The organism is Sulfurimonas sp. RIFOXYD2_FULL_34_21, from assembly GCF_001830805.1.
GTDB lineage: Bacteria > Campylobacterota > Campylobacteria > Campylobacterales > Sulfurimonadaceae > Sulfurimonas.
Window position 1 is genome coordinate 113,710 of sequence record NZ_MICH01000001.1, and the last position, 24,604, is coordinate 138,313.

Here is a 24,604-nt window from a genome sequence, read left to right on the forward strand (position 1 = left end):
TCTAATTATGAATCAAATTAAAGAATTAAATAACGGCGTTAAATATATGCTTTTTGCATCATTTTTATTTGCAATTATGGGCGCATTTGCAAAACTGGCTTCAGAGCATATGAGTTCACTCGAAGTTGTCTTTTTTAGAAATGTTTTTGGCGTTGTATTAATAGGTTATACGGTATATAAAACTCCTATGACAAGCAAGGGCGGTAAACCTCTTTTACTTTTTTTCAGAGGACTTATGGGCTTTTTAGCACTTCTTGCATATTTTTACAACATTGCCCATATTCCTCTTGGCGATGCAGTGACATACTCAAAAACAGCACCGATTTTTACTGCTATCTTTGCTTGGGCTTTTTTAAAAGAGAAACTGAGTGCAGCTGCATGGATAGCCGTTTTTATCGGATTCGTAGGTATTTTATTTATTGCCCAGCCCACGGGTGTAGGATTTAGCAAGTATGATATTTTAGGGATTTTTAGCGGAGTTGGAGCCGCACTTGCCTACACTTCAGTTAGAGAGCTTAGAAACTATTATGACACAAGAGCGATAGTTCTATCTTTTACATTGGTAGGAACAATAGGCCCAGTTATTTTATTTATATTGTCAAAATATTTTTACATGTCAGAGTTTGATTTTATGATGGGTGAATTTATTATGCCCAGCGGAGTTGTTTGGGTTTACGTCATAGGGCTTGGAGTTTTGGGAACACTCTCTCAGTACTACATGACAAAAGCGTACGGCGAGACAAAAGCAGGAATTGTGGGAGCGGTTAGTTACACAAACATTGTTTTTGCAATTTTAGTAGGCTTAATACTAGGTGATTCTCTGCCGACTTTTATAACTACATGTGGAATTATTTTAGTCGTAATCGCAGGCATAGTAGTAGCAAAACAGAAGTAGAATAACTTTTGTTTAAACCCATTATGATATAATCATTTTTCTATTTTTTAAAAGGTAAACATATGACACTACTCGCCGGTCCTTGCGTTATAGAGAGTGAAGAAAATATATTTAAAATAGCTAAATCTTTGGAAATTTATCAAAATGACCCGTCGATTGATTTCTATTTTAAATCTAGTTTTGACAAAGCAAACAGAACATCTTTGGATAGTTTTCGCGGGCTCGGGCTTGAAGAGGGACTTAGAATTTTAGAAAAAGTCAAAAAAGATTTTGGCTATAAAGTCGTAACTGACGTTCACGAATCACATCAAGTTAAGCAAGTCGCCGAAGTTGTGGATATGCTTCAAATACCTGCGTTTTTATGTCGTCAAACAGATTTGCTTGTTGCCTGTGCTATGACCGACAAAGAGGTAAACATCAAAAAAGGGCAGTTTATAAACCCTCCCGATATGCGTTACTCAGTAGCAAAAGTGCTTAAAACTCGCGGATGTGATGAGGTTAGCTATGAAGCTTCCAAAAAACACGGAGTTTTTTTATGTGAAAGAGGCTCATCTTTCGGGTATGGAAATATCGTCGTGGACATGCGCTCACTTGTTATCATGAGAGAGTTTGCACCGACTATTTTTGATGCTACTCATTCCGTTCAAGCTCCGGGTGCGCTTGGCGGAAAAACGGGTGGAGACAGAACAATGGTGCCTTATCTGGCAAAGGCTGCGGCGGCTGTTGGAGTGGACGGTTTCTTCTTTGAGACTCACTTTGACCCGAGCATCGCGCTAAGTGACGGCCCAAATATGATAAAGTTAGATGAGTTGGATACTTTAATAAAAAGAATTAAGAGAATTAGAGAAATCTAATTCTCTCTTTAGTGACCACAGCGGTCTTAGCGAAGTAAAAGGGACTTGTTCCTTTTACGGACAAATAATAGGGAAAAGGTTCCCTTGAATTTTATGAAATAAAATATAAGGAAAAAAAAGATGAATTTAATTGAGGGCAAATTAAAAGTAGTAAACGGCAAAAAAGTTGCTATCGTAAGCACAAGATGGAACCATTTTATCGTGGATAGACTTGTAGAGGGTGCAAAAGATGCGTTTGCAAGACATGGCGGAGATGATGCTGATTTAACTCATGTTTTAGCACCGGGTGCATTTGAGCTACCGATGGTAATTGACCAGCTTTTAAATAGCGGAAAGTATGATGCAGTGTGTGCTTTGGGTGCAGTAATAAGAGGTTCTACTCCGCACTTTGACTATGTTTCTGCTGAAGCTACAAAAGGGATTGCGACTGTTAGTTTAAAACATAAAAAACCTGTCTCTTTTGGACTTTTAACAACTGATACTATCGAGCAGGCAATCGAGAGAGCAGGTACAAAAGCTGGAAATAAAGGCTTTGAAGCGATGACTGTCGTAATCGAACTTTTAGACCTTTATGAGAACATGTAATGGCGACTAGACATCAAGCCAGAATGGCGGTAGTAAGTTTACTTTATGCATTTGATTTGGGTAACGGAAATTTAGCAGAGCATACTGATGAGATTTTAGAAGAGAAAAAGATTCGCAACAAACAAAGAGATTTTGCACTTACTCTTTACGAGGGTGTTATGAATAACATCACTCCTGTTGATGAAGCTATTGTAAAACATTTAAAAGATTGGGATTTTGAGCGTCTTGGAAGTATAGAGAGAGCGACTTTGAGACTTGCGACTTATGAGATACTTTACGGCGAACTTGACTCGGCAGTAGTTATAAATGAAGCAGTTGAAATCACAAAAGCGTTCGGAACAGAACAGTCGCCTAAGTTTATAAACGGTGTGCTTGACGCAATCTCAAAAGATAAGTAAAAAGTTGCTTTTTCATTTTATTTTCTGCAAGATTTAGAAAAAGAGTGAAACTAACTATCTGTTTAGTTAGTTACAAAAAAAATATACTGTTTTTGCTCATGGTTTTCTCCAAATCCTATAACGGGCATAAGCGGATGTTCATTTGAGATTTTTATCACCACTTCATACATCATAGCTTGTATTTCTAAGGAGTTTACACATTCTAACAAGCTTTGTGTAGTAGCATTTTCATCTAAAAACCCTAGCTGTAACTCTTTGGTATCATGGTCTATATGCAGAGATGTAATAACTTTTTCACCTGCATTTTGAAAGTTTTTGGAATCGTCCTCTTTTAAAAGCATAGCTAAGAGCGTATACTCTTTAGAGTTTTGTATATTTTCCCGCATATCATCTATCATGTCTATAATATATTTCATTTATACCCTTTAAAAACGGCAATTTATCAAAAATACAATTATATTTAAAAACTATACTTTAAATATTTAAACTGCATTTTAAGATTTTAGATAAATTCTTTAAAGTGTAATGATTGATTTGACATTAAAAAGTTATTACATTATAATTACACAATATGCTAAAAGGGAGTATGTTATGACTATGCTTACAAAAATCGGCAATTCACAAGGTGTGCGAATTCCAAAAGCTTTTATAGCTCAAGCTCATCTTGATGATGCACAAATAGAGTTTGAAGTTTTAGAAAATGGACTTTTGCTAAAACCTGTCAAAAAATCTGCTAGGGTTGATTGGGAAGAGAATATCAAAGAAGTTTTACAAAAAAACAAAAACAAAAAAGATGACGGCATGATAGATGAGTTCTTAAACGATAGTGACTTGGAAGATTTTCAATGGTAGAAAAGATAGCTAGATACGATATATATTTAGTATCGCTTAACCCTACCATTGGCAGTGAAATTCAAAAAACAAGACCTTGTATTATAATATCTCCCGATGAGATGAATATCTTAAATACCGTAATAGTAGCCCCAATGACTAGCAAAGGTTTTGATTTTGTGTTTCGTCCAAAAATAAAATTTGAAGACAAAATAGGCTTAGTCGTACTTGACCAAATAAGAGCTGTAGATAAGTCAAGGCTTATCAAAAAAATTGGAACGGTAGATAAAAAAACATCAAAACAAATATCTGTTACTCTTGTAGAAATGTTTAAATAGCAATCTTGCAGTTTATTTGTTTGTTGTAAAAAAAAGGGTAAAATCCAATCACTAAAAAATAAAACGGCAGGAAATGAAAAGATTAACAAAACAAGAAGCACTGGATTTAATAAAAAATGCTGATTTAAAAGAGCTTGGTCGTATGGCAAGTGCGCGTAAAAAAGAGCTTCATCCCGAAGGTGTTACGACTTTTGTCGTCGATAGAAATATCAACTACACAAATATATGCTGGGTTGATTGTAAATTTTGCGCATTTTACAGACATGAAAAAGATGCGGATGCTTATGTTTTAACCTTTGAGGAGATAGACGCAAAGATAGACGAACTGCTAGAAATTGGCGGAACGCAGATACTTTTTCAAGGCGGAGTTCATCCAAAACTAAAGATTGAGTGGTATGAAGATTTGGTTGAGCATATTCATACGAAATACCCTACGATTACTATTCACGGCTTCTCATCTATTGAGATAGATTTTATCGCCAAAGTTTCCCATATTAGCGTAGAAGAGACTCTTGAGAGATTACATGTAAAAGGACTTGCTTCAATTCCAGGAGCAGGAGCAGAGATTCTCAGCGATAAAGTTCGTGACATCATAGCGCCTAAAAAAATTGACAGCGAAGTTTGGGTAGATATTCATAGAAAAGCTCATAAACTAGGCATCATGTCCACGGCAACAATGATGTACGGAACTATTGAGAGCGATGAAGATATAGTAGAGCATTTTGACATGATAAGAAACTTACAAGATGAAACGCACGGCTTTAGGGCTTTTATCATGTGGAGTTTTCAAAGTGAAAATACGGAGCTTTTACGTCAGATACCTGATATGGAAAAACCGTCTTCAAACCGTTATTTAAGACTTTTGGCGGTTGCCAGACTTTACCTTGACAATGTGCCAAATATCCAAAGTTCTTGGGTAACGCAAGGTCCGTATATCGGTCAGATGGCTTTGATGTTTGGAGCAAACGATTTGGGTTCTACTATGATGGAAGAAAATGTAGTAAGCTCTGCCGGTGCCGCATATAAAATGGCAAAAGAGGAGATGGTAAGTCTCATAAGAGATGTTGGCGAGATACCTGCCGTGAGGAATACGGCGTATGAAATTTTAGAGAAATTTGCATAGATGAAGAAAATAGTTTTAATATTACTAGTACTAGGAAATATAATGATGGCAGCAACGATAGATAAGATAGAGGTAAACGGGGTAAGTGTTCCCGTTATTTTTGAACAAGATAAAAGATTACCTCTTGTAACCATGCAGTTTGTTTTTAAAAATGCTGGAAGCATAGCGGATACGACAAAAGCAGGTTTGGCGAAATTTAGTGCAAAAGTTATGAGTGAAGGAACAAAAAAGCTAGGTTCAGGCGCATTTGCAGAAGCTCTTGAGAGCAGAGCTATTCATATATCCTCATCAACGGGCAAAGAGACGTTTGTTATGGAAGCAGGGTGTTTAAAAGAGGAGTTTGACAACGCTCTTAAATATTTTGACTTGCTTTTAAAAGACCCAAACCTTACTCAAGATGTTATAGATAAAATAAAAACTAATACTCTAGGCTCACTTGCACGCAAAGAGAATGATTTTGACTATATCGCTTCAAATGAACTAAAAGCGCTTCTTTTTGAAGGGAGTGTTCTTGCAAGTCCATCTTTGGGAACTCAGGAGAGCGTAAAAAGCATCACTCTTGAAGATGTAAATAAATTTATAGCAGAAAATTTAGTTGCTTCTAAACTCATAGTAGTTGTCGGCGGAGACGTAGAGCGAGAGAAGATAAAAGCTAAAATCGCAGAGGTAATAAAATCTATGCCATTGGGCAAAGACGGCGAAGTAAAAAAATATGAGGTTACTAAAGAGCCTAAAGAAAAAATAATCAAAAAAGAGACCGAGCAGGCTTATATATATTTCGGGTCGCCTTATAACGTAACTGAAAATTCGCAGGATTATTATAAAGCCAGAGTTGCTACTTTTATCTTAGGCACGGGCGGTTTTGGTTCAAGACTTATGGAAGAGATAAGAGTTAAAAAAGGTCTTGCCTATTCTGCTTATGCAAGAATGGATATTACAAAATCAAGCAACTACATGAACGGTTATCTGCAAACAAAACTTGAGTCTCTTGAAGATGCAAAAAAGACCGTAAAAGATGTTGTAGCGCAGTTTGTAAAAGATGGTGTTACAAAAGATGAGCTTGAACAGACTAAAAAGTTTTTGCTAGGAAGCGAACCTCTAAGAGTTGAGACTATGAGTCAAAGACTCAACCGTACATTTATGGAGTATTATAGAGGTAAGGAACTCGGAGACTCTTTAAAAGAGCTTGAGCTTATCAAAAATCTAAAACTAAAAGATTTAAACGAGTTTATAAAATCTCATAAAGAGATTTTAGATTTGAGCTTTGCTATAGTTACAAAGCAGTAGCTTCTTTAGAAAACGCTAGTTTCTTTAGAAAATAAAACTTATTTAAAATAAATATTGCAAAATGCAATTTTTTTACATGTAGTTCATAATAATAGATAGTATTTGATACTAAGGAGTTAAAATGAACATAACAAAAGAGCAAGAAGCTAAATTTAAAAAGCTCGGTATTGGCACTTACTGTGAACTTGCTCTTTTTGTTCCTGCGTCTTATGAAGACTTGCGGCTTCATAACAAACTTAAAATACATGAAATGCAACTGATTGACGCTACGGTAGAATCGGTTTACAAAGCTCCCAATTCTATTCAAGTCACTTTATACGTTCATAATTTTTCTCATACTATTACAGGTGTTATCTTTCGTCCAAAACCCTACATGATGCATCAGTTTAAAGTAGGCGAGAGAGACTATTACTATGGAATGGTTGAGTGCAAAATAGGGCATTGCAGTATGAACATGCCAAAAAAAGTGACAAATGTCGGTGCAATAACCCCAAGATATAACTCGGCATTAAGAACTGATAGTATGTCTGCTCTTATTAAAAGCGCTCTGACAAAAGAGAATTTAGAAGCAGAAGGGTTAAAAGAGGAGATTATAGAAGAGCTTTTAAAACTCCATTTTATAGATAAAAATCCGCCGAATCTAAAAGAGCTAGATATAAAAACGCTAAATGCTTTAAAATATACAGAACTATTATCTTATATGAAACAACTCTCTGCCAAAAGAAGATATTTTAAGGCTTTAAGTTCTACATGTAGTGATTATAAAGAGTGGGCTTTGAGTCTGCCGTTTAAACTTACAAATGAGCAGATAATGACAATCGAAGATATAAAAGCGGATTTTTCAAAAGATGTCGCGACTAAACGTATGATTGTTGGAGATGTCGGAAGCGGTAAAACTATGGTAATCCTAGCCTCATGTGTTATGATGCTTCCGAATCGCTCTGTTTTAATGGCTCCTACGACCATACTTGCAAATCAGCTTTATGAAGAAGCATGTAAATTTCTTCCACATGTAAAAACAGTGTTGGTAACAAACAAAAGTAAAAAAATGGATTTGGATGAGTTTGATTTTATCATAGGTACTCACGCTCTGCTTTATAGAGAACTCCCATGTGCTTCACTTGTTATGGTTGACGAACAGCACCGTTTTGGTACGGCGCAGAGAAATATGTTGGAAAAACTTGTAAGCAGCGGCGATGCAAAGCCGCATTATCTGCAGTTTTCAGCCACTCCAATTCCGAGAACTCAGGCAATGATAGAGACTGCTCACATTGATGTTTCTCTTATAACTTCAACACCTTTTAAAAAAGATATAACTAGCAGAGTTATACATAAAGAGGATTTTAAAAATCTGCTTTTACATGTAGAGAGTGAAATAGCCAAAGGCAATCAGATACTTCTAGTTTATCCTTTAGTTCTTCAGAGCGAGTTTTTAGAGTATCAGAGTATTGATGAAGCAAGAGGGTTTTGGGAGAAAAGGTTTAGCAATGTTTATGTTACTCACGGAAAAGATAGGGAGAAAGAGGAAGTTTTACTTGAGTTTAGCAAAAGAGGAAATATTTTAATAGCCACAACAGTAGTTGAAGTAGGTATCTCTTTGCCGCGCCTTAGTACTGTAATTGTTGTCGGAGCAGAGCGGCTTGGACTTTCAACTCTTCATCAGCTTCGCGGTAGAGTAAGCAGAACAGGATTAAAAGGCTACTGCTTTTTATATACAAATCAAAACTCATCAGAGCGTCTTGATATGTTTACAAAGACAATAAGCGGTTTTGATATTGCAAATCTTGATTTGAAGTTTAGAAAAAGCGGTGATTTGCTAAAAGGCTCGAACCAAAGCGGAAGCCAGTTTAAGTGGATTGATTTGGCGGAAGACGTGGAGATAGTTAAAAGTGTCAAGAGTGATTTAAGTAAAAGGAGATAGCTCCTTTTACAAAACTATTAATATAGTCCGAATTTTCCGTCGTTTCTTTTGTAAAGAACGCGTGTTTTGCCGTCATTATCTAGAAAAATCTCAAATAATTTTTTGTTCTCTTTGATATCTTGAAGAACATCTTCAACTTCACGCGGTTTGTACAGTTCAAGTTCAACCGGTACTATTTCATCTTCCAATGCTTCGCTTGCTTCATGTAGGTTTATATTAGCACTTGCTTCGTTTTTAGCCTCATTCATTCCCTCTTTATGATGTCCGTTCTCCTTATCATGCATACGGCGCATCGCTTTTTGCGCTCTTGCAATAGCTAAATCAATAGCAGCATAAAGGTCTTGGTCATTTTGTTTAATAATAATAGAATTTTTGTGAGCTAAGTTGATAACAAATTCAACGACAGAGTGCTCTTTTCCTTTTTTTGTTTGAGTGTCCGCAATTACGTTTACGGAGATAATGTCCATATTGTACTTGCTTAGTGTTTCAATCGATGAGTTCATGTGAGCTTTTATAGGCTCCGTTAGTTCTACATGTCTTCCCGTTAATGAAATATTCATAATAAATCCTTTAGTCTCTAAATATGAAATATTATATCATTAAATGCTTTAGAAGTTTTGGAATTTATAGTTTTTGAATGGTTCTTCTAAAGTAGCGTATAGGCTCTGAAGCAAGAGTCGTATCATTTACACTTATTGTTATATCCATCAAAACAGAACCGTTTTGTTCGGGAGTATTTATGTTAAAGTAGTTTGTGCATCCGCCTACTGCTCCCGTGTAGATATAGCGCATGGTTACATTAGCATCATAAATTCCGTCAAATGTAGTGTTGAAATTATCGCTACATCCGTTTTGTGCAATATCTAAAAGAGCCAATTCCGCTGCACTTTTTGAGTATAAGACGGCTTGTTCGTAAAGGTACAAGTCGGTAGTTCTTTTGCCTGTTTGTGTTGTAAGTGCCAGAGATAGAGCCATAATGGTAGAGATTACCAAAATTACGAGTATTGCCATTATCATAGCAAAACCGTCTCTTTTTTTAAGTGGATTTGTTTTCAAAATATCGTCTTTTCTTTGCATAATGAATAATCATTAACAAGAGCTGTTTTTGTGCATATTTGAATTTTAACTATTGAGCCTATACCTATAAATTGAAATGTACTGACATCTTCCATAATTACTGTACTTTTTCCATTTGTGTAACTTTCGCCATTCCATGGCTGATAGTCATAATAGAGTATCAAATTGCCATTAGCGAGTTCAACGGCATAAGCACTCCATGCAAGTTGGTAATACTCATATATATCGACACCGCTAAAATCTACTCCTCCGATTCCTGATATAAATTCATCAACTGCACCTGCATTTATAGGGTGCATTACGCTTGTGTTATGGTCTGCTAGTGCAACGCCGTTCCAGCCGTAGTTGTTTATGTCGCTGTCTGAACCTACAAAATAGATAGCGGCATCACTTATGCTGCTTCCTCCGTCTGAAAGAGCATCTATTAAAGCATCTAGTGCTGTCGTATCTGTCCCAGGCGATTTTAGGGTAGCGGCACTTGATAAACCTAAATCAATAATTCCGCTCCATAACGGCATGGAGTCTCCGCGTAAGCCTTCGATATCGGTTCCTATCCACTCAAGTATAGTTGCAGTGCCTGCGGTATATCCTGAGAGCGCGCTAAAGGCGCCGCCGGTTTCTCTAGCTATTACCGAATCTTTAATTCTGTATTGAAGTCTTGATGCTATTGTCTCTACTGCTGCGGCACTTTGAGACTGAAGAGTGCTGTTTATATTTGAGAAGATAAAGCTGTTGTACGCTTGAGCCAAAAATTCGACGCCGAATTTAGCAAGAATACCCATAATAACTATAACAAAGATAAGTTCTATAAGAGTAAAAGCGGCTCTTCGCATTAAAATCTCCGCTTATAGTAATCTACTTCGCCAACATTTGCGCTGTATGTGCTTAGTACCGTTATAGGTGTTCCGTCATTTTTTGTTATGCTAACAGTTATTTTTTTGATATTATTGTCTGTTTCATTAGTAACGGTTACAGCGCTTTTGTAGTTATCTTTATAGCCGCTGCCGCTTCCTGTCGGATTTAAAAATATATCTGCAGCAGTATGAGCGGCATTATTTAGGTTTGGAAATAGTGATGAATTTGTGCCAGCAGCTACTGTTGAATTGCTTTCTAAACATCTTCTGTGATACGGTTGGTCAATATGTCCCGTCCTTAGTCTATATCTTGGATTTGAACTATTATTTTCACATGTAGCGCCTATATCTATTACTCTTGATAAGTGACTTACGTTACTGTCTTGCATAGAGTTTAAATCCCAGTAATAGGATGTTGCTCCCATAAGCTCTGCAGAAGCGGCAAAAATAGCCTCTTGCGCTAAGTTGCTATCAACTCCTTTTGATGTGATTTGAGTCATCATCGGCAGAGAGATAACGGCAATAGAAATAATAATGACGGCAAATATAAGCTCAATTAGAGTAAATGCGGATTTATAAAAAGAGCTTTTTGTGTTTACCACGTGCTTCTCCTGTTTGTTTTAACCGCGCCTACACTTTTTGTAGTCGTACTTGTTTCATGCTCTCCGCTCCAGTTTGATGAAGCATTTTCGAACTCTACGGAAAAACTGTTTCTTGTTGCGTTTATATCTGTTTCGTTATAAATCAACCAGCTAGAGGCATTATTTTCCATAGTTGTTTTGTAAGGATAGCCTTTTGATTGATTATAAGTCATAAGCGTTGAGTTATCCGGATGGTTTCCGCTTGTCACACCCGCAGTCGTAACTATAGATAGAGCATTTTTTTCGACAATTTTTCCTGCATCTCCAAAGTCTGACGTGTGGTTTTCATTTATAAACCATCTTAAATCATCTACTCTTTTTGAAGTAAGTCCGTTTGGAAGAAGAGTTTTATCACATGTATTGCCGCCGATGGTGTTAAAACAGAAAATTTCATAAAATATATTTGCCACTCCTGTGCTTCCCTGATATCTCTGTCTTGATGCATGGGTTCTGCCGTAGTAGTGTTTGATTTTCATTTTATTCGTAGTTATTACCGTTTGGTTTAAATCAAAAGAGCCTTCTGTTTTTTTTGTTCCTAAATCAACACTCATAGTGCAGTTCGCGGGAGTAGTGCAGTTAGCATCGTATGTGTCAAACGTAATCTCTTGCGGATTTAAAAAAGCCGTTGCATTTCTATCAAGATTTAAGTTTAGAGTCGTATTTAGCGCACCGCTGTTTGATTGGTTAAAATCGCTTGCAGTTAAAGTAATAGTTCCCGCGGTATTATTCATAGTTCCGTTTTGGTCATTCGCAGGTAAGTCGTTGTTATGATATCTGTATTTATAATCTGTCGCGCTTGAGATAGCAGATTTGTTTACGGTTAGATTTATAGGCTGTGCATAACAGTTATTTACAAAGTTGCTAAGCGTAGAATTGTCTTCGCCTTGAGCGCTTACGGTACCGTTTAGATGCAATGACATTCTCTCATCTTGCGATATGTTTGACATGTAGATAGAACTGTTTTCGTCAAAAACTGTATTATTGGTCAGACCGTAAGACGGTGTTATACTGCTTAAGTCGAATTTATATGGATGGTAGGTAATATCTTGGTCTTTATATGTACGTCCGCCTCCGTCACTCCCGTGATTTGTGCTGATAATACAACCGTATTTGCCGCTTATGGGAGTCGAGCTTGTAGAACCTGTTACACAGTCGTTACCTGATACAAATCCGCCGCTTGAAGTTGTGTCATGATGTGTCAAGTTTTGCCAGTCAACAGATGTCCACGAACTGTCTATAACTCTAAATCTGTACTCTCCGACTTCTGATTGGCTCCGTTCCTCATTTTGCATCTTTCCGTTTGCTACGTAAAAGGTAAAATTTTTATTAGAGGTATCGTTACAGCCTGTTTTTACCGATTGCGGATCCCATAGCATTGTTGTATTGTAATCATCGAAACCGTTAAAGTAGCGTGTATAACCGGGAACTAAAGTTGTACCGTCATGTCCTGTCGCATTTATGTCGAAGCGGTATTTGTATCCTCCAGCCAAATTCATTCTGCCGCTTGGAGAAGTCGTCGGAGTATATCCGTACTGGGTAGAGAGGTCTATTTTTGTCGTGTTTTTCGTATTTGAGGGGGCGCTGTTGATATCATAAGCAGGCAGTGTTTTGTCTATATCGAAGATACGAACGTCGTATGATTCAGGACGGATAGAGAAGTTGTCTCTTGAACATAATGCTCTGGCATACTTCTCTTTTATACATGTAAAGCAACTTGTCGAAGTAGAGTTTATACAGCTTGAAGCACACTGTGTATGTACACTGCTTTTATATAAACCGGAGACACTGCCTAATGTCTTGTTGTAGTTTGTAGTATTTGCACTCCAGTTTTGAATCAAAGTTCCGTTTTCATCACTAAAGTACCAAACACGAAAAGAAGCATTTTTAACAGCAAAGTTGTAATAATCGGCACTTTGCGACGTTATGTTTGCTTGATAAGAGGAGGGTGTAAATGTAATCGGTACAAAAATAGGTTCCGATACCGAAGAATCCGGATTTACGCATGATGCATTAATATCTCCAAAAGAATCGATATTTATTATCTCTACTAAAACTGTTGTGTTTAAATCAGAAACAGGAGCTTCATTATCTCCTGTTTCAGGAGTAGAGTCAAAAACAACTGTCGCATCAAATGGTTTACGAGAAATTTGAGTATATAGATTATTTTTTATGTTTCCGTTAGCTTGACCGCTTTGTACAACGTTAAACTGCCCCCATTCAGGCTGATATGAAGTCGTAGGAGGGCATAACGGAACGTTCTGGCTTCCTAGAACATAGTCGGGATACTCTATTTTTGTTCCGCCTGCGGTAATATAATACTTAAGCGATAGACCAAGAGGTTCATCTATACTCTCTAAAGAGTTTGAGTTTTGCAGTTGAAGTTTGTACTTTGTATATACATAATCCCCCGCATCTAAAGAACCGTTCCCTTTTCTTATATCATGTCCATTGGTACAACCGCTGTTTGATACTGAATTGTCGCCATATTTATTATAATCGCAAAGCGGTGAAGAGAAGCTTGGAGTTCCTCTGTCTATAAGTGTAGAGCCGTTTGTATTTGAGGTGTAAATATTGCCTATCTGAATAAATCGCGTGTCGTTAATGTCTGCTTTTATAGCTATTCCTTCAGCCGCAATGTCTGCTTCTATATTTTTTAAAAAAACTGTTATTTCAAGTTCTGAAGATGATATCGTAGAGTTAAGCCGTGCTATCGGGTAGGCATCTCTATCTATATCCAAGTAGTTGCCGTCTTGTTTTATAGAGTAGTCATAACACATCTGCGGAAGATATAGCTGTGTTGAAAAAACTATAAGCGAAGGGAAGTATGTATCCTGATCTGAGGTAAATCTAAATTTTGCTCCGGTTTCGTCGGTGCTAATAATATTTCTAGCGCCGCTAGTCGTTCCGGTATCGTATTTGTGGATATCTATTCCGTTATTGTTTATAAGATTCGGGCTTCTAGTTCCTAACACATCGACACGAGAATCAAAAGTGCCTAATGTTTGCAGAGACGTGTTATATGTAAGACCTGCCATTTTAATAACATCGCCGTTTTTTTCTAAATATTTGTCTCCTTCAGCCGTAAACACGTAAGTTTTTGAATCAACTTCACCGCTTTTTGGAGTTAAAAAACCGCTAACCGAAACATCTATATCTCCGCTTGAACTAGTTACTTGTTTATAGCCGTCAAATATAGTTATATTTCTGGCTTTTGGTTCATTTGGGTCTTTATAAATTACCACTAAAACCCATGCGCCGTATGCTCCCAGACCATCATCTGGATTTTGATTGTCCATCTCTCCCGTTGCCGTATAAAAACTGTCCGTATCGATATAGTATGTTCCGCTGCTATCTACTATACTTGAAGCATCTGCACTTGCCGAATAGACTCGGATATAATTTCTTGAATTTGTCGAGTCAAAATCTTTCATATCTGCGGTAAGTGAAGTAAATGCTCCACTACTTCCTTTTCTGATACCTATTGTTCCTGCTGCAGTTTTAGATGTGGAGTCCCATGAAACATTAGCGCTAGTTGCATATTTACGCCCTTGCCAATATATACGTGCATACTCTACGGTGGAATTTGCAGGAAGAGTCAGTGTAGAGTATGAGGACGGTGCTTTTTGTAAATTTGTATCGGTATTTGAGTTTGTGTTGGAAGGCTCTACGCATACCCCGTTACTCAGGATACAAAGTACCGTATTCCCGATAACTTTTACGTCTCCAAAAAGACTTGATTGTGTTCTTTGTGCAAAATCGCGTCCACCTGTAGTTTCAGTTAAAGGCGGAGCAACGGTTAATGTAAAACTGTCTGAGTTTGATGCGCCGTCATCATCGCTTGCGGTTACGCTAAACGTAATCGCAGATGCCGATGCCGTAGGTGTTCCAATTAATAAGCCCGTCGTAGTGTTAAATGTAAGCCAGCTAGGAAGAGTTCCTGTTAACGTATAGCCGTTATTTAAAATCGGGTCGCTATTTGTAAGCGTGACATAAGATGAGATATCAAGTGAAAAAACAACTCCCGCCGTTGCATTCTGATTTGGAATATCTCCCATTACCGGGGGTGTCTGCATTAATGAGACGACTAATGTAAAAGAGTCGCTATTTGAACTGCCGTCTTTATCGGTTGCTATTACACTATAATTGTATGTTCCTGCTTGACTCGGTGTCCCGCTTAGAACACCGCTGGATGTATTAAAAGATAAGCCTGAAGGGATAGAGCCTGAAAGCGTATATGATATGATTGAATCACCGTCTGTAAGAGTAACATAATTTGAGATGTTTAGGTTGTATGATATAGTGGTTATAGCAGTCTGGTTAGGAATATCTCCCATAGTAGGCGGAGTTCCTAAAGAAGCACCGGTTACTACTATATTGTCAATATAAATATCTTCACTATTGCTGTCAGTATTTGGTTTTATCGTTATTGTCGTTTGGGCATTTGAGTTTAGCGTGGCGGTAAATGTTTTTGTCTCGGTTGCGTTAATAGTGTCGTCAATAACTTTGTTTCCATCTACACTTATCTCTAAATCATCATCGTTTTCCCAATTGCTGATTTCTGTTGCTTCAAGTGTAAAGGTTACGCTTTGGTTTGCATATCCGGCAAAAGTGAAAGTTTTTGATGCCGTATCGTCTCTGTCAACTCGTAGTTTACCTGATTCTTGGGAGACATTATTTCCGCTCCAGCCGTCAGTATTGGAATTAAATGTGTCCGTGTCCAGTGTTACGGCAAGTAGGGCTGTTTGGAATATATAAAAAATTAGTACAAGGAGAAGAGATTTCATAAAAAATTCCTTGATATACTATAAAACTTATTTAAAAAACTACTGTTTTAAATATTTTGCTTTATTTTTTTATTATAATTTCTACTTTTTTAAAAAAGTAGAAATTTGTTCAGCAACACCGTAGTTCGCAGATTCAGTAAGAATTATTTGAGCGGCTTTGTTATTGTTGGTATTAAAAACTAAAGGTCCTATAAAATTTACTACCGAGTTTTCAATGGGTGTTTGAATCAGAACGATATTTAAGACAATAATATTTGATTTTTCATCAATTTCAAGCAGTTCCTGAGTTTTACTAGGAATCTCGAAATCATACTCTCTTAAAATAAAAGGGTCAATTAAAGTAAAAGAGATATGTTTATCGCTTAGAGATTGCATTTTCATAAAAATATCATCTATCTTCTCTAAAGTAACTTCTTTAACATCTTCAAAGCCTAAAATAGGCAGACAAATATCAAATTTCATAAAAATCCTTATCGTGCATTTTAGTAATTGTAGCACTATAATCATAAAATATACCTAGTTTAATGAGTGTTATATATCTTTTAGATAAAATATCAACCTATTTATTATTAGGAATATATCAATGAAATTAAAAATTTATACGCTATCTGGCTTGTTGTTACTTTTAATGCTTTTTACGGGTTGTTCAAAAGATGTCGATGAGTATAACAAACCGGCTCTTTATTGGTACTCTAAGATAGTGGAGAATGTCTCTAACGGAGATTTGGAAAAAGCAGACAACTACTATAGTTCTTTGCAAGGCGAACATATAGGTTCTCCGCTTCTTCCTGAAGCTACTATGATACTTGCTATTGCTCACATGTACCACGAAGAGTATCTTTTAAGTGAACATTTTTTGGATGAATATACAAAGAGGTATGCAACTCCAAACGAGAAAGAGGACGCTGAATTTTTAAAAATAAAAGCAAAGTATATGGCTCTGCCAAATCCAAGACGCGATCAGGCTTTGATAGGCGAAGCGATAAAAGAGGGAGAGGCGTTTAAACTAAACTATACAAATTCCGTATATTTGGAAATAGTAAATACTATGCTTACTCGTTTATATCTTGCAGAATATGCACTTAACGAGAGTATAGCGGATTTGTATGATAGACTTGATAAGCCAAAAAGTGCTAAATATTATAGATTGGTTAACCCTCAGCCTTGGATTAAATCAGAAGAGGTTGAACGGGCAACTGCTCCTTGGTACCGTGCATGGTTTGAAGGAGACGGAACATCGAGCTGGTATGATTTTATGATACCTGATACAAAAAGCGTTGTTTCAAGAAATTCCATTTCAGATGATGAAGAAATTTTAGGAGATAAAAATGAAACTAAGTGATTATAGTGAATTTCCTGCCGATATACCGATAATAGCCGAAGATGAACTATTTTTATACCCTTTTATGATAGCACCGCTTTTTTTAAGCGACGAGAGCAATATAAGAGCTGCTACAAAAGCCATAGAAGAGAGCTCTTTGGTGTTAGTATGCCCGACAAAACCATCTCATGAGGGAGAGAGAAAGTTTGAATCGCTATATGATGCAGGCGTAGTCGGTTCTATTATGAGAAAGGTTGCACTGCCGGATGGAAGAGTAAAAGTACTCTTTCAAGGATTGGCTCGTGCAAAAGTTTTAAACAGAGTTTCAGATAATCCTCTTATTGTACATGTAGATGTTATAAAAGCTACAAGCGTAAACTCACTCAAGATAGATGCCATACTTGAAATAGTTCGTGAAAAAGTGAGAACTCTTGCTAGTGTAAGCAACTATTTTCCTCCTGATTTGCTTAGAACAATTGAAGAAAATCATGACTACAACCGTATAATTGATTTGATTTGTTCTACCGTTAAATTGAAAAAAGAGCAGGCATATCATCTTTTTGTAGAAGCTGATACGGAAAAAAGATTTTTAGATTTAATAGAGTATCTAATAGATGAGATAGAAGCAAATAAGCTTCAAAAAGAGATTCGCTCAAAAGTTCACACTCATATTGAAAAAGTAAATAAAGAGTATTTTTTAAAAGAGCAGTTAAAGCAGATTCAAAAAGAGCTAGGAAGCGATACCTCAAGAGATGAAGAGCTAGAAGAGTACCGTAAAAAGCTTGAAGCGAAAAAAAGTAAGATGAGTGCTGAAGCATATAAAGAGATTCACAAGCAGATAGAGAGATTTTCTCGTATGCATCCTGATTCTTCCGATGCTTCAATGACACAGACATACCTTGACTGGGCTTTAGAGATTCCTTACGGTGATGAGAGCAAAAAAGAGCTCAAAATCAGCGAAGTAGAAAACCAGTTAAACAAAGACCACTTCTCGCTAGAAAAACCAAAAGAGAGAATAGTCGAGTTTTTTGCCGTTAAAGAGTTAATGGAATTACGTGGGGTAAAAGGCAATACAGGTGCAATAATCTGTTTTTCTGGACCTCCGGGTGTAGGTAAAACGTCACTTGCAAATTCTATTGCAGAGGCACTAAAACGTCCACTTATTAGAATAGCATTAGGCGGACTTGAAGACGTAAACGAGCTTCGCGGTCATAGAAGAACTTATGTCGGCGCAATGCCCGGACGAATAGTTCAAGGCATAATCGATGCTAAAAAGATGAATCCGGTAGTAGTTTTAGATGAGATTGACAAAGTTGCAAAAACAGGAAGAGGCGATCCTACTTCTGCACTTTTAGAGATACTAGACCCTGAACAAAATAAGGAGTTTAGAGACTATTATCTGAATTTTAATATCGATTTGTCTAAAGTTATCTTTATTGCAACTGCAAATGATGTAGGAAATATTCCTGCACCGCTTCGTGATAGAATGGAGTTTATTACTATCAGTTCATATACACCGCAGGAAAAATATGAGATAGCCTCACGTTATCTTCTTCCTCAAGAACTTAAAAAACACGGACTTAAAAAATCTGAAGTAACTATTTCAAAACAGGCGATGAAAGAGTTAATTCATAGCTATACGCGTGAAGCAGGTGTTAGAAATCTTCGCCGTCGTCTTGCAAATATGGCAAGAAAAGTTGCAAGAGAAATTTTAGAACATCCTGACGTGAATAAAGTTTCTCTTAGTCTGAAAAATCTAAAAAACTATTTCGACAAAACGGTATTTGAAATAGAAAAAACTACAAAAGTTCCGGTTGTAGGTGTTGTTAACGGTCTTGCATGGACGGCAGTCGGCGGAGACGTTTTAAAAATAGAGAGTATTCGCATCAAGGGCAAAGGTTCTATGCAGCTAACGGGTAGTCTAGGCGAGGTAATGAAGGAGTCTGCCGTAATTGCCTACAGCGTAGTAAAAACTCTTATCGATACTAAAAAATTAAAGATTGATGCCGCTAACATTCCTCTCTCGCCAAAAGAGAGAGAAGAAAAGACGGTTATCGATTCTAGCGAAGTTTATAAACGTTACGATTTGCATATACATGTACCTGATGGTGCAACCCCAAAAGATGGACCGAGTGCAGGTATAGCTATGGTTAGTGTTATAGCTTCTATTCTTAGCTCAAGAAAAATACGCTCCGAAATCGCAATGACGGGAGAGGTTTCTCTTAGCGGAGAAGTACTTCCAATAGGCGGACTTAGAGAAAAACTAATTGCGGCACATAAAGCTGATATGAGTAAAGTACTTATTCCTTTAAAAAATTATGATAGAGATTTGGAAGATATCCCAACAGAGGTTAGGGACTCATTGGAGATAATAGCAGTTAGCAGAATTGAAGAGGTATTAAATATAATTTTGGTTTAATACCTGTCAAACTAGACTTGATGTTATTTTTTGAGTAAGCTCACTGTTTCTTATAGGTTTTGTAATGAAGTCATCGGCACCGAGTTCTATGGCTTCTCTCTTTTTTGTCTCATCGGTTGTTAAAACTATGATGGGCATCTGTTTTATACTCTCATCACAGCGCACAACTTTTAAAACTTCCAAACCGTTCATAATGGGCATAATAATATCTAAGAGTATAAGATTTATATCCGGTCTTGATTTTATCAAGGCTATTGCTTCTGCACCGTTTTTCGCTTCTATAACTTCTTTAATATCAGGATTTTTTATAAGCATTGACCTGAGCAGTTTAAGATTAATTATATCATCGTCAACCGTTAAAATTATTAACTCTTTTAACATTATTTTTGTCCTTTAGGAATATTTTATAAACAAGGATAACAATAAATCTCTGTTTACCTCATTACCGATAATCTCATCTACATGTTCTATATGCTCTAAGGCATTTTTTTCTAAAGAGTCGTCAATAAGAATGATATGAGATTTAAGTTTGTTTAGAGTGCTTAACTTTCTAATGGTTGCAGATATTTCGGCTATATCCATATTGCTGTATTCTTTATCAAATAGCACTATTTTATAGGAGTTTTTTTCTATTAACTCTTGAAAATTTTCAAGTGAGGATGCGACTTCGTAAGTTAATCCGTTTATACTCTCAATAATTATGCCGTATAGTTTGGTTTCAAAAGCACTTTTTTTAGCTATTAAAATATCTGCTTTGTATTTTGGTACCGACTCTTGCTCTTCATTTTTATTTTGCTCTATTTTTATATCTTCAATAATATGCTCGTTTAAAAATTTGTTCAACAAGGAGACTATTTGTGAACGCACTAAAGGTTTTGTCGTATATTCATCAAGACCTGAACTTAAAAATCTCTCTCTGTCTCCGTTTAGAGCGTTAGCCGTTAATGCGATAATAGGAATATGAGGTTTATTATAATCCCTCTCCCACTCTAATATCTCGTTTGTAGCTTCTACACCGTCTAAAAACGGCATCTGTATATCCATAAAAATAACGTCAAAATTTCCATCTTTTCTTTTTTGAAATGCTTCAAGACCGTTGTTGGCTATAGTTACGCATAGTCCTAAATCTTCAAGCGTTCTTTTGATTAGCTTCTGATTTATGACATTGTCTTCTGCAATCAATACATTAGCCGAGAATTTTAATTTATCTAAATCAACACTTTTTTTAGGCTGTTTTTTAGGAGTATTTTGTGATATATTTAACATATTATAGTTTTCAAATGTCTGCCTTAATTTTGAGTAGTGTATCGGCTCATATAAAATTTTGAATATATTTAGATTTAATGCATCTATTTTTTTCATTAAGTTTGATTTTGTCAAAACAACAAGCTCTTGAGAAAGTTTTGCAAGTTCTACTAAAGCTTCCGAAGTTATGTAATCATAATCAACGAGTATAAGGTTGTAAGAAGTTGTTTTTTCAAAAGTTTCTATCTCTGCAACATCGATAAAAGTCTTATAGCCTATGCCGAAATAGTCCAAATACTCCGTTAAATATTTATCCTGTTTCTTACTTCTTACCGAGTCGTTAAGGATAAGTACGTTTAGATTACTAAAGTTTTCTTGAGAGTTTTTAGGGATGAGTTCTACCTCGTCAAACTCAAGAGTAAAGAAAAATGTACTCCCTTCACCTATTTTGCTTAATAGACTTAGTTTTCCGCCCATTAACTCTACAAAGCGGCTTGAGATTGTCAGTCCAAGACCTGTTCCGCCGTATTTGCGTGTTATTGAAGCATCGGCTTGATTAAATGCTTCAAATATTTTAGATTTTTGCTCATTAGTGATACCTATACCGCTGTCTTGAATTTCAAATTTAATTTTTATTTTACCTGTCTCGTTTGATACTGTTTTTCTTATATTGACATTTATAGAGCCGTAATTATTTGTAAACTTGACCGCATTTGATAGAAGATTTATAATAATCTCTTTAAGTTTTGTAGGGTCTCCAATTAGCAAAGACTCAAGAGAAGGGTCTATAAAACAGCCTAAATCTATATGTTTTTCACTAGCGCGAACGGCATAAACTTCAACAGCACTTTCAAATTCTAAAACAGGGTTAAAAGCTATCTGCTCAATTTCAAGTTTATTGCTCTCAATTTTTGAGAGGTCTAGTATGTTATTTATTATCTCAAGTAGGTTCTCAGAGCTTTTTTCTATAATATCTACAAACTCTATCTGCTCCTCTTCTAAGCCTGAATCTTTTAAAAGTTCTGTAAATCCTACAATTCCATTTAGCGGTGTACGAATCTCATGAGACATATTCGCTAAAAACATAGATTTTGCTTCACTTGCCTCTTGTGCAGAAATCTTATCTCTTTTTGTCTGTTCGATAATCTCTTCAAGAAGCTCATAAGCCATGTTTGTGCCTTCTGAAGTATTTAAGTCTATCTTTCTTTTTTGCGAGTCGTAATCCTCGGCAACTTTTTTTAATACATTTTCAAGATGTTTGATATTGTAGGCAATCTCATTTGAGAGCAAATAGCCAAGCAGAGCAAGAATAATAGCTATAAGCCAAACTAAAAAAGTTATGATAAAAATTTTCAAAGAGTTGTTTTGCACCTCTTTGGCTCTGCTGTTCATGGCATCTAATAGAAGGTTTTCCGCTTTTGAGATAGTGTTTATCTTTTCGCTTAGCATTGTAAACCAAACACCTGAAGTGATGTTGTACTCTCCGTTTGTAGCAGCCGTGATTATTGCAGTTCTCTCGCTATTTATATCTTTAAAGAGTTCTCTGCTCTCTTGCGTTTTAAATAGAATATCAAGATTGCCAATCAAATTCTTGTTTTGGATACCCTCATAATAGAGAGCATCCGCCTTTCCTATAAGAGAAATCCATGTATTTAAATCATTGTTTGTTAGTTGAGCTGAGCGTGAGATGATGTAGGAGAGATACCCTCTCTCGATTCCTGAAGCTTCTTTAGCATTGACCATTGAGATATAGAGTGAATAAAGCTCGTTTATCTCTTTGTCTATCTGATTGTCGCTGATATGTTCTAGTTGTTTGATTAATCTTTTTTGAACATTGGTATAGATACCTATAAACATTTTATTAAATTCAATTTTATTTTCATCTAAAAGAGGTCTTATTGAACGAATTTTAGCTAAAGAGTCACTAATTACCTCTATGTTTGATTCTCTGTTTGGGATTTTGCTCTCTTTAGCTTCTAGAATATATGTTGCTATCTTTTCATCAACAATTTTTCTCTGCTCTTTGATAGAAGTTAAAATATTTTGCGTTTTATTGCCCATATACATAGCACTCATGCCGCGTTCTCTGGCGATATTTCCGACTATTTCATTGAGGTTTGCATTTTGGTTTAATCTGTTTTGCAGCAGTTGGGCGGCTTGATATGCCATAAAAGAGTTGTAAACATAGTAGCTTGTGACCGTAAAAAGAACGATAATAGGCAAAAGACTAATTAATCTTAATCTGTTTTTTAGCCCAAACTGCATTAATTGTTCTCTATATTTGAGAGTATGTTTAGTTTTGAGATAATATCTTCGCCTATGTTGCTAAGACCTATCGTATCTTTTGCATTTATAATACTCTGTAAATCATTATCAAGTATGTGAACTCTCATATTTTCACTCATGCCTTTTAGCTTAGTTGCAATACTTTTACATGTAGTTAAATCATTCTCATCAATAAGTTTTGAAATGGAAGATGCTTGTTCCTTACTCTCTTTTAAATATTCATCAAAGAGTTGCTCAAAACTGCCTAAATCTAAACCGATTTCGTCTGCTACTACTTTTTTATCGTATAAAAAAGAGATATCGGAATCGTGCTCTTTTATAGATAAGACAAAATCATCATTATCGTTAACATCTTCTTTTGTATCTTTAACAATATCTTGAACCGTTTCTACGGTACTCTTGCCGGAGAGTTTATCTATAATTCTATATAATTTGTCAAGATTTGTTGCGATTTTTTCATAGTTATCAGATGAATTTATTGTTGTTAAAACGTCAAGAGCGTCTTCTATTCTTAAATTTGCGGCAACACCTTTGAGTTTATGTGACTGTATTTTAAGATTGTTTAAATTTCTTGCGTTGAGTGAGTCATAAAATCCGTTCCTAAAGTTATATGCCTGAGCTATAAAATCTTGAATAAACTCCTCAATCAAATCGATTGGCAATCCAAGTTCATGAGAGGCTACTTGAGGATTGTAAATATAATTTGCAAACTGTTCTTCGACTTTAGTATCGTCAATTTTTTTTACTTCATGAAGCGGTTCATTTTTAGACTCAATATGCTGTTTTTGTACCGGTTTTATTAAAAGATCCGAATATTCGTCTTTATTCTCTACTTTTACTTCAGGTATTTTTATCTCATCTACATTTTCTTTTTGTACTTTAGGCTCTTCTAGCGTTACTTTTTGCGTAGGAGTCTGGGTAACATGTGTCTGTTTTTTTTCAGTTTGACTATATGATGAAGTTACTATATCCGATAGTTCGATTATATATGCTTTTTCTGTAGGGCTGTCTGCTAAATATATAGTTTTTACTCTTATAGCCGTTGTGAAATTTTTGCCTTTGACATTGATAATTGCTTTAGGTTTTATGCCGCTTTCATCACATGTAATATAGTCAATCCAGTGTACATGTGCAAAATTATGGATATAGCCGGGAGTTTTTACAAATAAATCTGCAAAATCTTTTGCTTCTTTATAAAAATCATCTAAAGTTGCAAATCCAAAAGCAGTTAAATCATCTTCATCAATACCAAAAAACTCTTTTTTATAATTGTAAATTAACATCTATATCCTTTGATATCGGTCTATTGATTTGATTTTTCATAATCGTTGATATTTTTTCTATGAGAAGGTTTGCTTACAGAAATATATCCCGTAATTTGACCCTCTTCGTCAATAATAGGAATTATCTCCATATCTATCCAGTAATAACGACCGTCTTTACGAAGATTTTTAAGTGTACCGCTCCATACTTTATTACTTTTTACGCTCTCGTAAATTTTTTCAAAACTTAAATTTTTGTTACCAGGATGCTCTACTATACCATGACTGTTGCCTATGAGTTCATCAACGTTATAACCTGATATCTCACAAAATTTTCTATTGACAAAAGTTATATTACCTTCCAAATTAGTTTGGCTGATAGCGATTTTTCCTTCAAAAATATACTCTTCATCCACGGCAACGACTAAACTCATAAAAACCCTCGGTACGATATTATCTGGCACCAATATATCATTAATAGTT

22 protein-coding genes are annotated in these 24,604 nt (G+C 35.9%); 11 read left to right on the forward strand and 11 right to left on the reverse strand.

What is annotated here, in order from left to right; all coding sequences use genetic code 11:
- The first annotated feature begins 7 nt into the window (after positions 1-7).
- From A2530_RS00600 to nusB, 4 genes are all read left to right on the forward strand, one after another.
- A complete protein-coding gene (locus A2530_RS00600) occupies positions 8-895 on the forward strand; it encodes a DMT family transporter (RefSeq protein ID WP_294883915.1) in 888 nt (295 codons plus the stop codon).
- 62 nt (positions 896-957) lie between these two features.
- Complete coding sequence (kdsA, locus tag A2530_RS00605) at positions 958-1,749, forward strand: 3-deoxy-8-phosphooctulonate synthase (protein ID WP_294883917.1); 792 nt, start codon at positions 958-960, stop codon at positions 1,747-1,749.
- A gap of 120 nt (positions 1,750-1,869) precedes the next feature.
- Positions 1,870-2,334 carry a 6,7-dimethyl-8-ribityllumazine synthase gene (gene ribH, locus A2530_RS00610; RefSeq protein WP_294883919.1) on the forward strand — a complete coding sequence of 155 codons (465 nt, stop codon included), beginning with the start codon at positions 1,870-1,872 and terminating at the stop codon, positions 2,332-2,334.
- Entirely contained in the window at positions 2,334-2,732 is a 399-nt protein-coding gene (nusB, locus tag A2530_RS00615; protein ID WP_294883921.1) for a transcription antitermination factor NusB, read from the forward strand. The genes ribH and nusB overlap by 1 nt, the downstream gene beginning before the upstream one ends.
- A gap of 62 nt (positions 2,733-2,794) precedes the next feature.
- Here nusB and A2530_RS00620 read toward each other — a convergent pair whose 3' ends face one another.
- Positions 2,795-3,148: a hypothetical protein gene (locus A2530_RS00620; RefSeq protein ID WP_294883923.1), complete on the reverse strand. Its 354-nt coding sequence runs from the start codon at positions 3,146-3,148 to the stop codon at positions 2,795-2,797.
- Positions 3,149-3,323: 175 nt separating this feature from the next.
- Here A2530_RS00620 and A2530_RS00625 point away from each other — a divergent pair, with 175 nt between their 5' ends.
- From A2530_RS00625 to recG, 5 genes are all read left to right on the forward strand, one after another.
- On the forward strand, positions 3,324-3,584 hold the full coding sequence (locus A2530_RS00625; RefSeq protein WP_294883924.1) for an AbrB/MazE/SpoVT family DNA-binding domain-containing protein: 261 nt from the start codon (positions 3,324-3,326) through the stop codon (positions 3,582-3,584).
- Positions 3,578-3,901, forward strand: a complete 324-nt coding sequence (locus A2530_RS00630) for a type II toxin-antitoxin system PemK/MazF family toxin (protein ID WP_294883926.1) — start codon at positions 3,578-3,580, stop codon at positions 3,899-3,901. Before A2530_RS00625 ends, A2530_RS00630 begins: the two co-directional genes overlap by 7 nt.
- Positions 3,902-3,974: 73 nt before the next feature.
- Positions 3,975-5,024 carry a dehypoxanthine futalosine cyclase gene (locus A2530_RS00635; protein WP_294883928.1) on the forward strand — a complete coding sequence of 350 codons (1,050 nt, stop codon included), beginning with the start codon at positions 3,975-3,977 and terminating at the stop codon, positions 5,022-5,024.
- Positions 5,025-5,069: 45 nt separating this feature from the next.
- Positions 5,070-6,311 carry a pitrilysin family protein gene (locus A2530_RS00640; RefSeq protein ID WP_294884127.1) on the forward strand — a complete coding sequence of 414 codons (1,242 nt, stop codon included), beginning with the start codon at positions 5,070-5,072 and terminating at the stop codon, positions 6,309-6,311.
- Between the two features lie 121 nt (positions 6,312-6,432).
- Positions 6,433-8,232 carry an ATP-dependent DNA helicase RecG gene (gene recG / locus A2530_RS00645; protein ID WP_294883930.1) on the forward strand — a complete coding sequence of 600 codons (1,800 nt, stop codon included), beginning with the start codon at positions 6,433-6,435 and terminating at the stop codon, positions 8,230-8,232.
- Positions 8,233-8,249: 17 nt separating this feature from the next.
- On the opposite strand, the gene raiA is transcribed toward recG, so the two are convergent.
- The 6 genes from raiA to fliW form a co-directional block, all read right to left on the reverse strand.
- On the reverse strand, positions 8,250-8,792 hold the full coding sequence (gene raiA / locus A2530_RS00650; RefSeq protein ID WP_294883932.1) for a ribosome-associated translation inhibitor RaiA: 543 nt from the start codon (positions 8,790-8,792) through the stop codon (positions 8,250-8,252).
- Positions 8,793-8,856: 64 nt separating this feature from the next.
- Complete coding sequence (locus A2530_RS00655; protein WP_294883934.1) at positions 8,857-9,309, reverse strand: hypothetical protein; 453 nt, start codon at positions 9,307-9,309, stop codon at positions 8,857-8,859.
- Entirely contained in the window at positions 9,285-10,142 is an 858-nt protein-coding gene (locus A2530_RS00660; protein ID WP_294883935.1) for a type II secretion system protein, read from the reverse strand. Before A2530_RS00660 ends, A2530_RS00655 begins: the two co-directional genes overlap by 25 nt.
- Complete coding sequence (locus tag A2530_RS00665; protein WP_294883937.1) at positions 10,142-10,765, reverse strand: prepilin-type N-terminal cleavage/methylation domain-containing protein; 624 nt, start codon at positions 10,763-10,765, stop codon at positions 10,142-10,144. Before A2530_RS00665 ends, A2530_RS00660 begins: the two co-directional genes overlap by 1 nt.
- Complete coding sequence (locus tag A2530_RS00670) at positions 10,759-15,588, reverse strand: putative Ig domain-containing protein (protein ID WP_294883938.1); 4,830 nt, start codon at positions 15,586-15,588, stop codon at positions 10,759-10,761. Before A2530_RS00670 ends, A2530_RS00665 begins: the two co-directional genes overlap by 7 nt.
- A gap of 81 nt (positions 15,589-15,669) precedes the next feature.
- Complete coding sequence (gene fliW / locus A2530_RS00675) at positions 15,670-16,050, reverse strand: flagellar assembly protein FliW (protein WP_294883939.1); 381 nt, start codon at positions 16,048-16,050, stop codon at positions 15,670-15,672.
- Positions 16,051-16,171: 121 nt separating this feature from the next.
- On the opposite strand from fliW, the gene bamD reads away from it, so the two are divergent.
- On the forward strand, positions 16,172-16,930 hold the full coding sequence (gene bamD, locus A2530_RS00680; RefSeq protein WP_294883940.1) for an outer membrane protein assembly factor BamD: 759 nt from the start codon (positions 16,172-16,174) through the stop codon (positions 16,928-16,930).
- Positions 16,917-19,328 (forward strand): endopeptidase La, encoded by a 2,412-nt coding sequence (gene lon / locus A2530_RS00685; protein ID WP_294883941.1) that lies wholly within the window; start codon positions 16,917-16,919, stop codon positions 19,326-19,328. The genes bamD and lon overlap by 14 nt, the downstream gene beginning before the upstream one ends.
- Positions 19,329-19,334: 6 nt before the next feature.
- Here lon and A2530_RS00690 read toward each other — a convergent pair whose 3' ends face one another.
- The 4 genes from A2530_RS00690 to A2530_RS00705 are packed head-to-tail and all read right to left on the reverse strand — an operon-like array spanning position 19,335 to position 24,555.
- Positions 19,335-19,709, reverse strand: a complete 375-nt coding sequence (locus A2530_RS00690; protein ID WP_294883943.1) for a response regulator — start codon at positions 19,707-19,709, stop codon at positions 19,335-19,337.
- Between the two features lie 12 nt (positions 19,710-19,721).
- Complete coding sequence (locus A2530_RS00695; protein WP_294883944.1) at positions 19,722-22,838, reverse strand: ATP-binding protein; 3,117 nt, start codon at positions 22,836-22,838, stop codon at positions 19,722-19,724.
- A complete protein-coding gene (locus A2530_RS00700) occupies positions 22,838-24,142 on the reverse strand; it encodes a hypothetical protein (RefSeq protein ID WP_294883945.1) in 1,305 nt (434 codons plus the stop codon). Before A2530_RS00700 ends, A2530_RS00695 begins: the two co-directional genes overlap by 1 nt.
- A gap of 20 nt (positions 24,143-24,162) precedes the next feature.
- Positions 24,163-24,555, reverse strand: coding sequence for a PAS domain-containing protein (locus A2530_RS00705; RefSeq protein ID WP_294883947.1), 393 nt, complete (start codon positions 24,553-24,555; stop codon positions 24,163-24,165).
- Between the last annotated feature and the right edge of the window lie 49 nt (positions 24,556-24,604).

Excerpts from the sequence above, each read along its gene's own strand:
- bamD (WP_294883940.1), top strand. The coding sequence starts at position 16,172 with ATGAAATTAAAAATTTATACGCTATCTGGCTTGTTGTTACTTTTAATG.
- kdsA (WP_294883917.1), top strand. The coding sequence starts at position 958 with ATGACACTACTCGCCGGTCCTTGCGTTATAGAGAGTGAAGAAAATATA.
- lon (WP_294883941.1), top strand. The coding sequence starts at position 16,917 with ATGAAACTAAGTGATTATAGTGAATTTCCTGCCGATATACCGATAATA.
- A2530_RS00670 (WP_294883938.1), bottom strand. The coding sequence starts at position 15,588 with ATGAAATCTCTTCTCCTTGTACTAATTTTTTATATATTCCAAACAGCC.
- ribH (WP_294883919.1), top strand. The coding sequence starts at position 1,870 with ATGAATTTAATTGAGGGCAAATTAAAAGTAGTAAACGGCAAAAAAGTT.
- A2530_RS00705 (WP_294883947.1), bottom strand. The coding sequence starts at position 24,555 with ATGAGTTTAGTCGTTGCCGTGGATGAAGAGTATATTTTTGAAGGAAAA.
- nusB (WP_294883921.1), top strand. The coding sequence starts at position 2,334 with ATGGCGACTAGACATCAAGCCAGAATGGCGGTAGTAAGTTTACTTTAT.
- A2530_RS00630 (WP_294883926.1), top strand. The coding sequence starts at position 3,578 with ATGGTAGAAAAGATAGCTAGATACGATATATATTTAGTATCGCTTAAC.
- A2530_RS00700 (WP_294883945.1), bottom strand. The coding sequence starts at position 24,142 with ATGTTAATTTACAATTATAAAAAAGAGTTTTTTGGTATTGATGAAGAT.
- raiA (WP_294883932.1), bottom strand. The coding sequence starts at position 8,792 with ATGAATATTTCATTAACGGGAAGACATGTAGAACTAACGGAGCCTATA.
- fliW (WP_294883939.1), bottom strand. The coding sequence starts at position 16,050 with ATGAAATTTGATATTTGTCTGCCTATTTTAGGCTTTGAAGATGTTAAA.
- A2530_RS00695 (WP_294883944.1), bottom strand. The coding sequence starts at position 22,838 with ATGCAGTTTGGGCTAAAAAACAGATTAAGATTAATTAGTCTTTTGCCT.
- A2530_RS00635 (WP_294883928.1), top strand. The coding sequence starts at position 3,975 with ATGAAAAGATTAACAAAACAAGAAGCACTGGATTTAATAAAAAATGCT.
- A2530_RS00620 (WP_294883923.1), bottom strand. The coding sequence starts at position 3,148 with ATGAAATATATTATAGACATGATAGATGATATGCGGGAAAATATACAA.
- A2530_RS00655 (WP_294883934.1), bottom strand. The coding sequence starts at position 9,309 with ATGCAAAGAAAAGACGATATTTTGAAAACAAATCCACTTAAAAAAAGA.
- A2530_RS00690 (WP_294883943.1), bottom strand. The coding sequence starts at position 19,709 with ATGTTAAAAGAGTTAATAATTTTAACGGTTGACGATGATATAATTAAT.
- A2530_RS00600 (WP_294883915.1), top strand. The coding sequence starts at position 8 with ATGAATCAAATTAAAGAATTAAATAACGGCGTTAAATATATGCTTTTT.
- A2530_RS00660 (WP_294883935.1), bottom strand. The coding sequence starts at position 10,142 with ATGCGAAGAGCCGCTTTTACTCTTATAGAACTTATCTTTGTTATAGTT.
- A2530_RS00625 (WP_294883924.1), top strand. The coding sequence starts at position 3,324 with ATGACTATGCTTACAAAAATCGGCAATTCACAAGGTGTGCGAATTCCA.
- recG (WP_294883930.1), top strand. The coding sequence starts at position 6,433 with ATGAACATAACAAAAGAGCAAGAAGCTAAATTTAAAAAGCTCGGTATT.
- A2530_RS00640 (WP_294884127.1), top strand. The coding sequence starts at position 5,070 with ATGGCAGCAACGATAGATAAGATAGAGGTAAACGGGGTAAGTGTTCCC.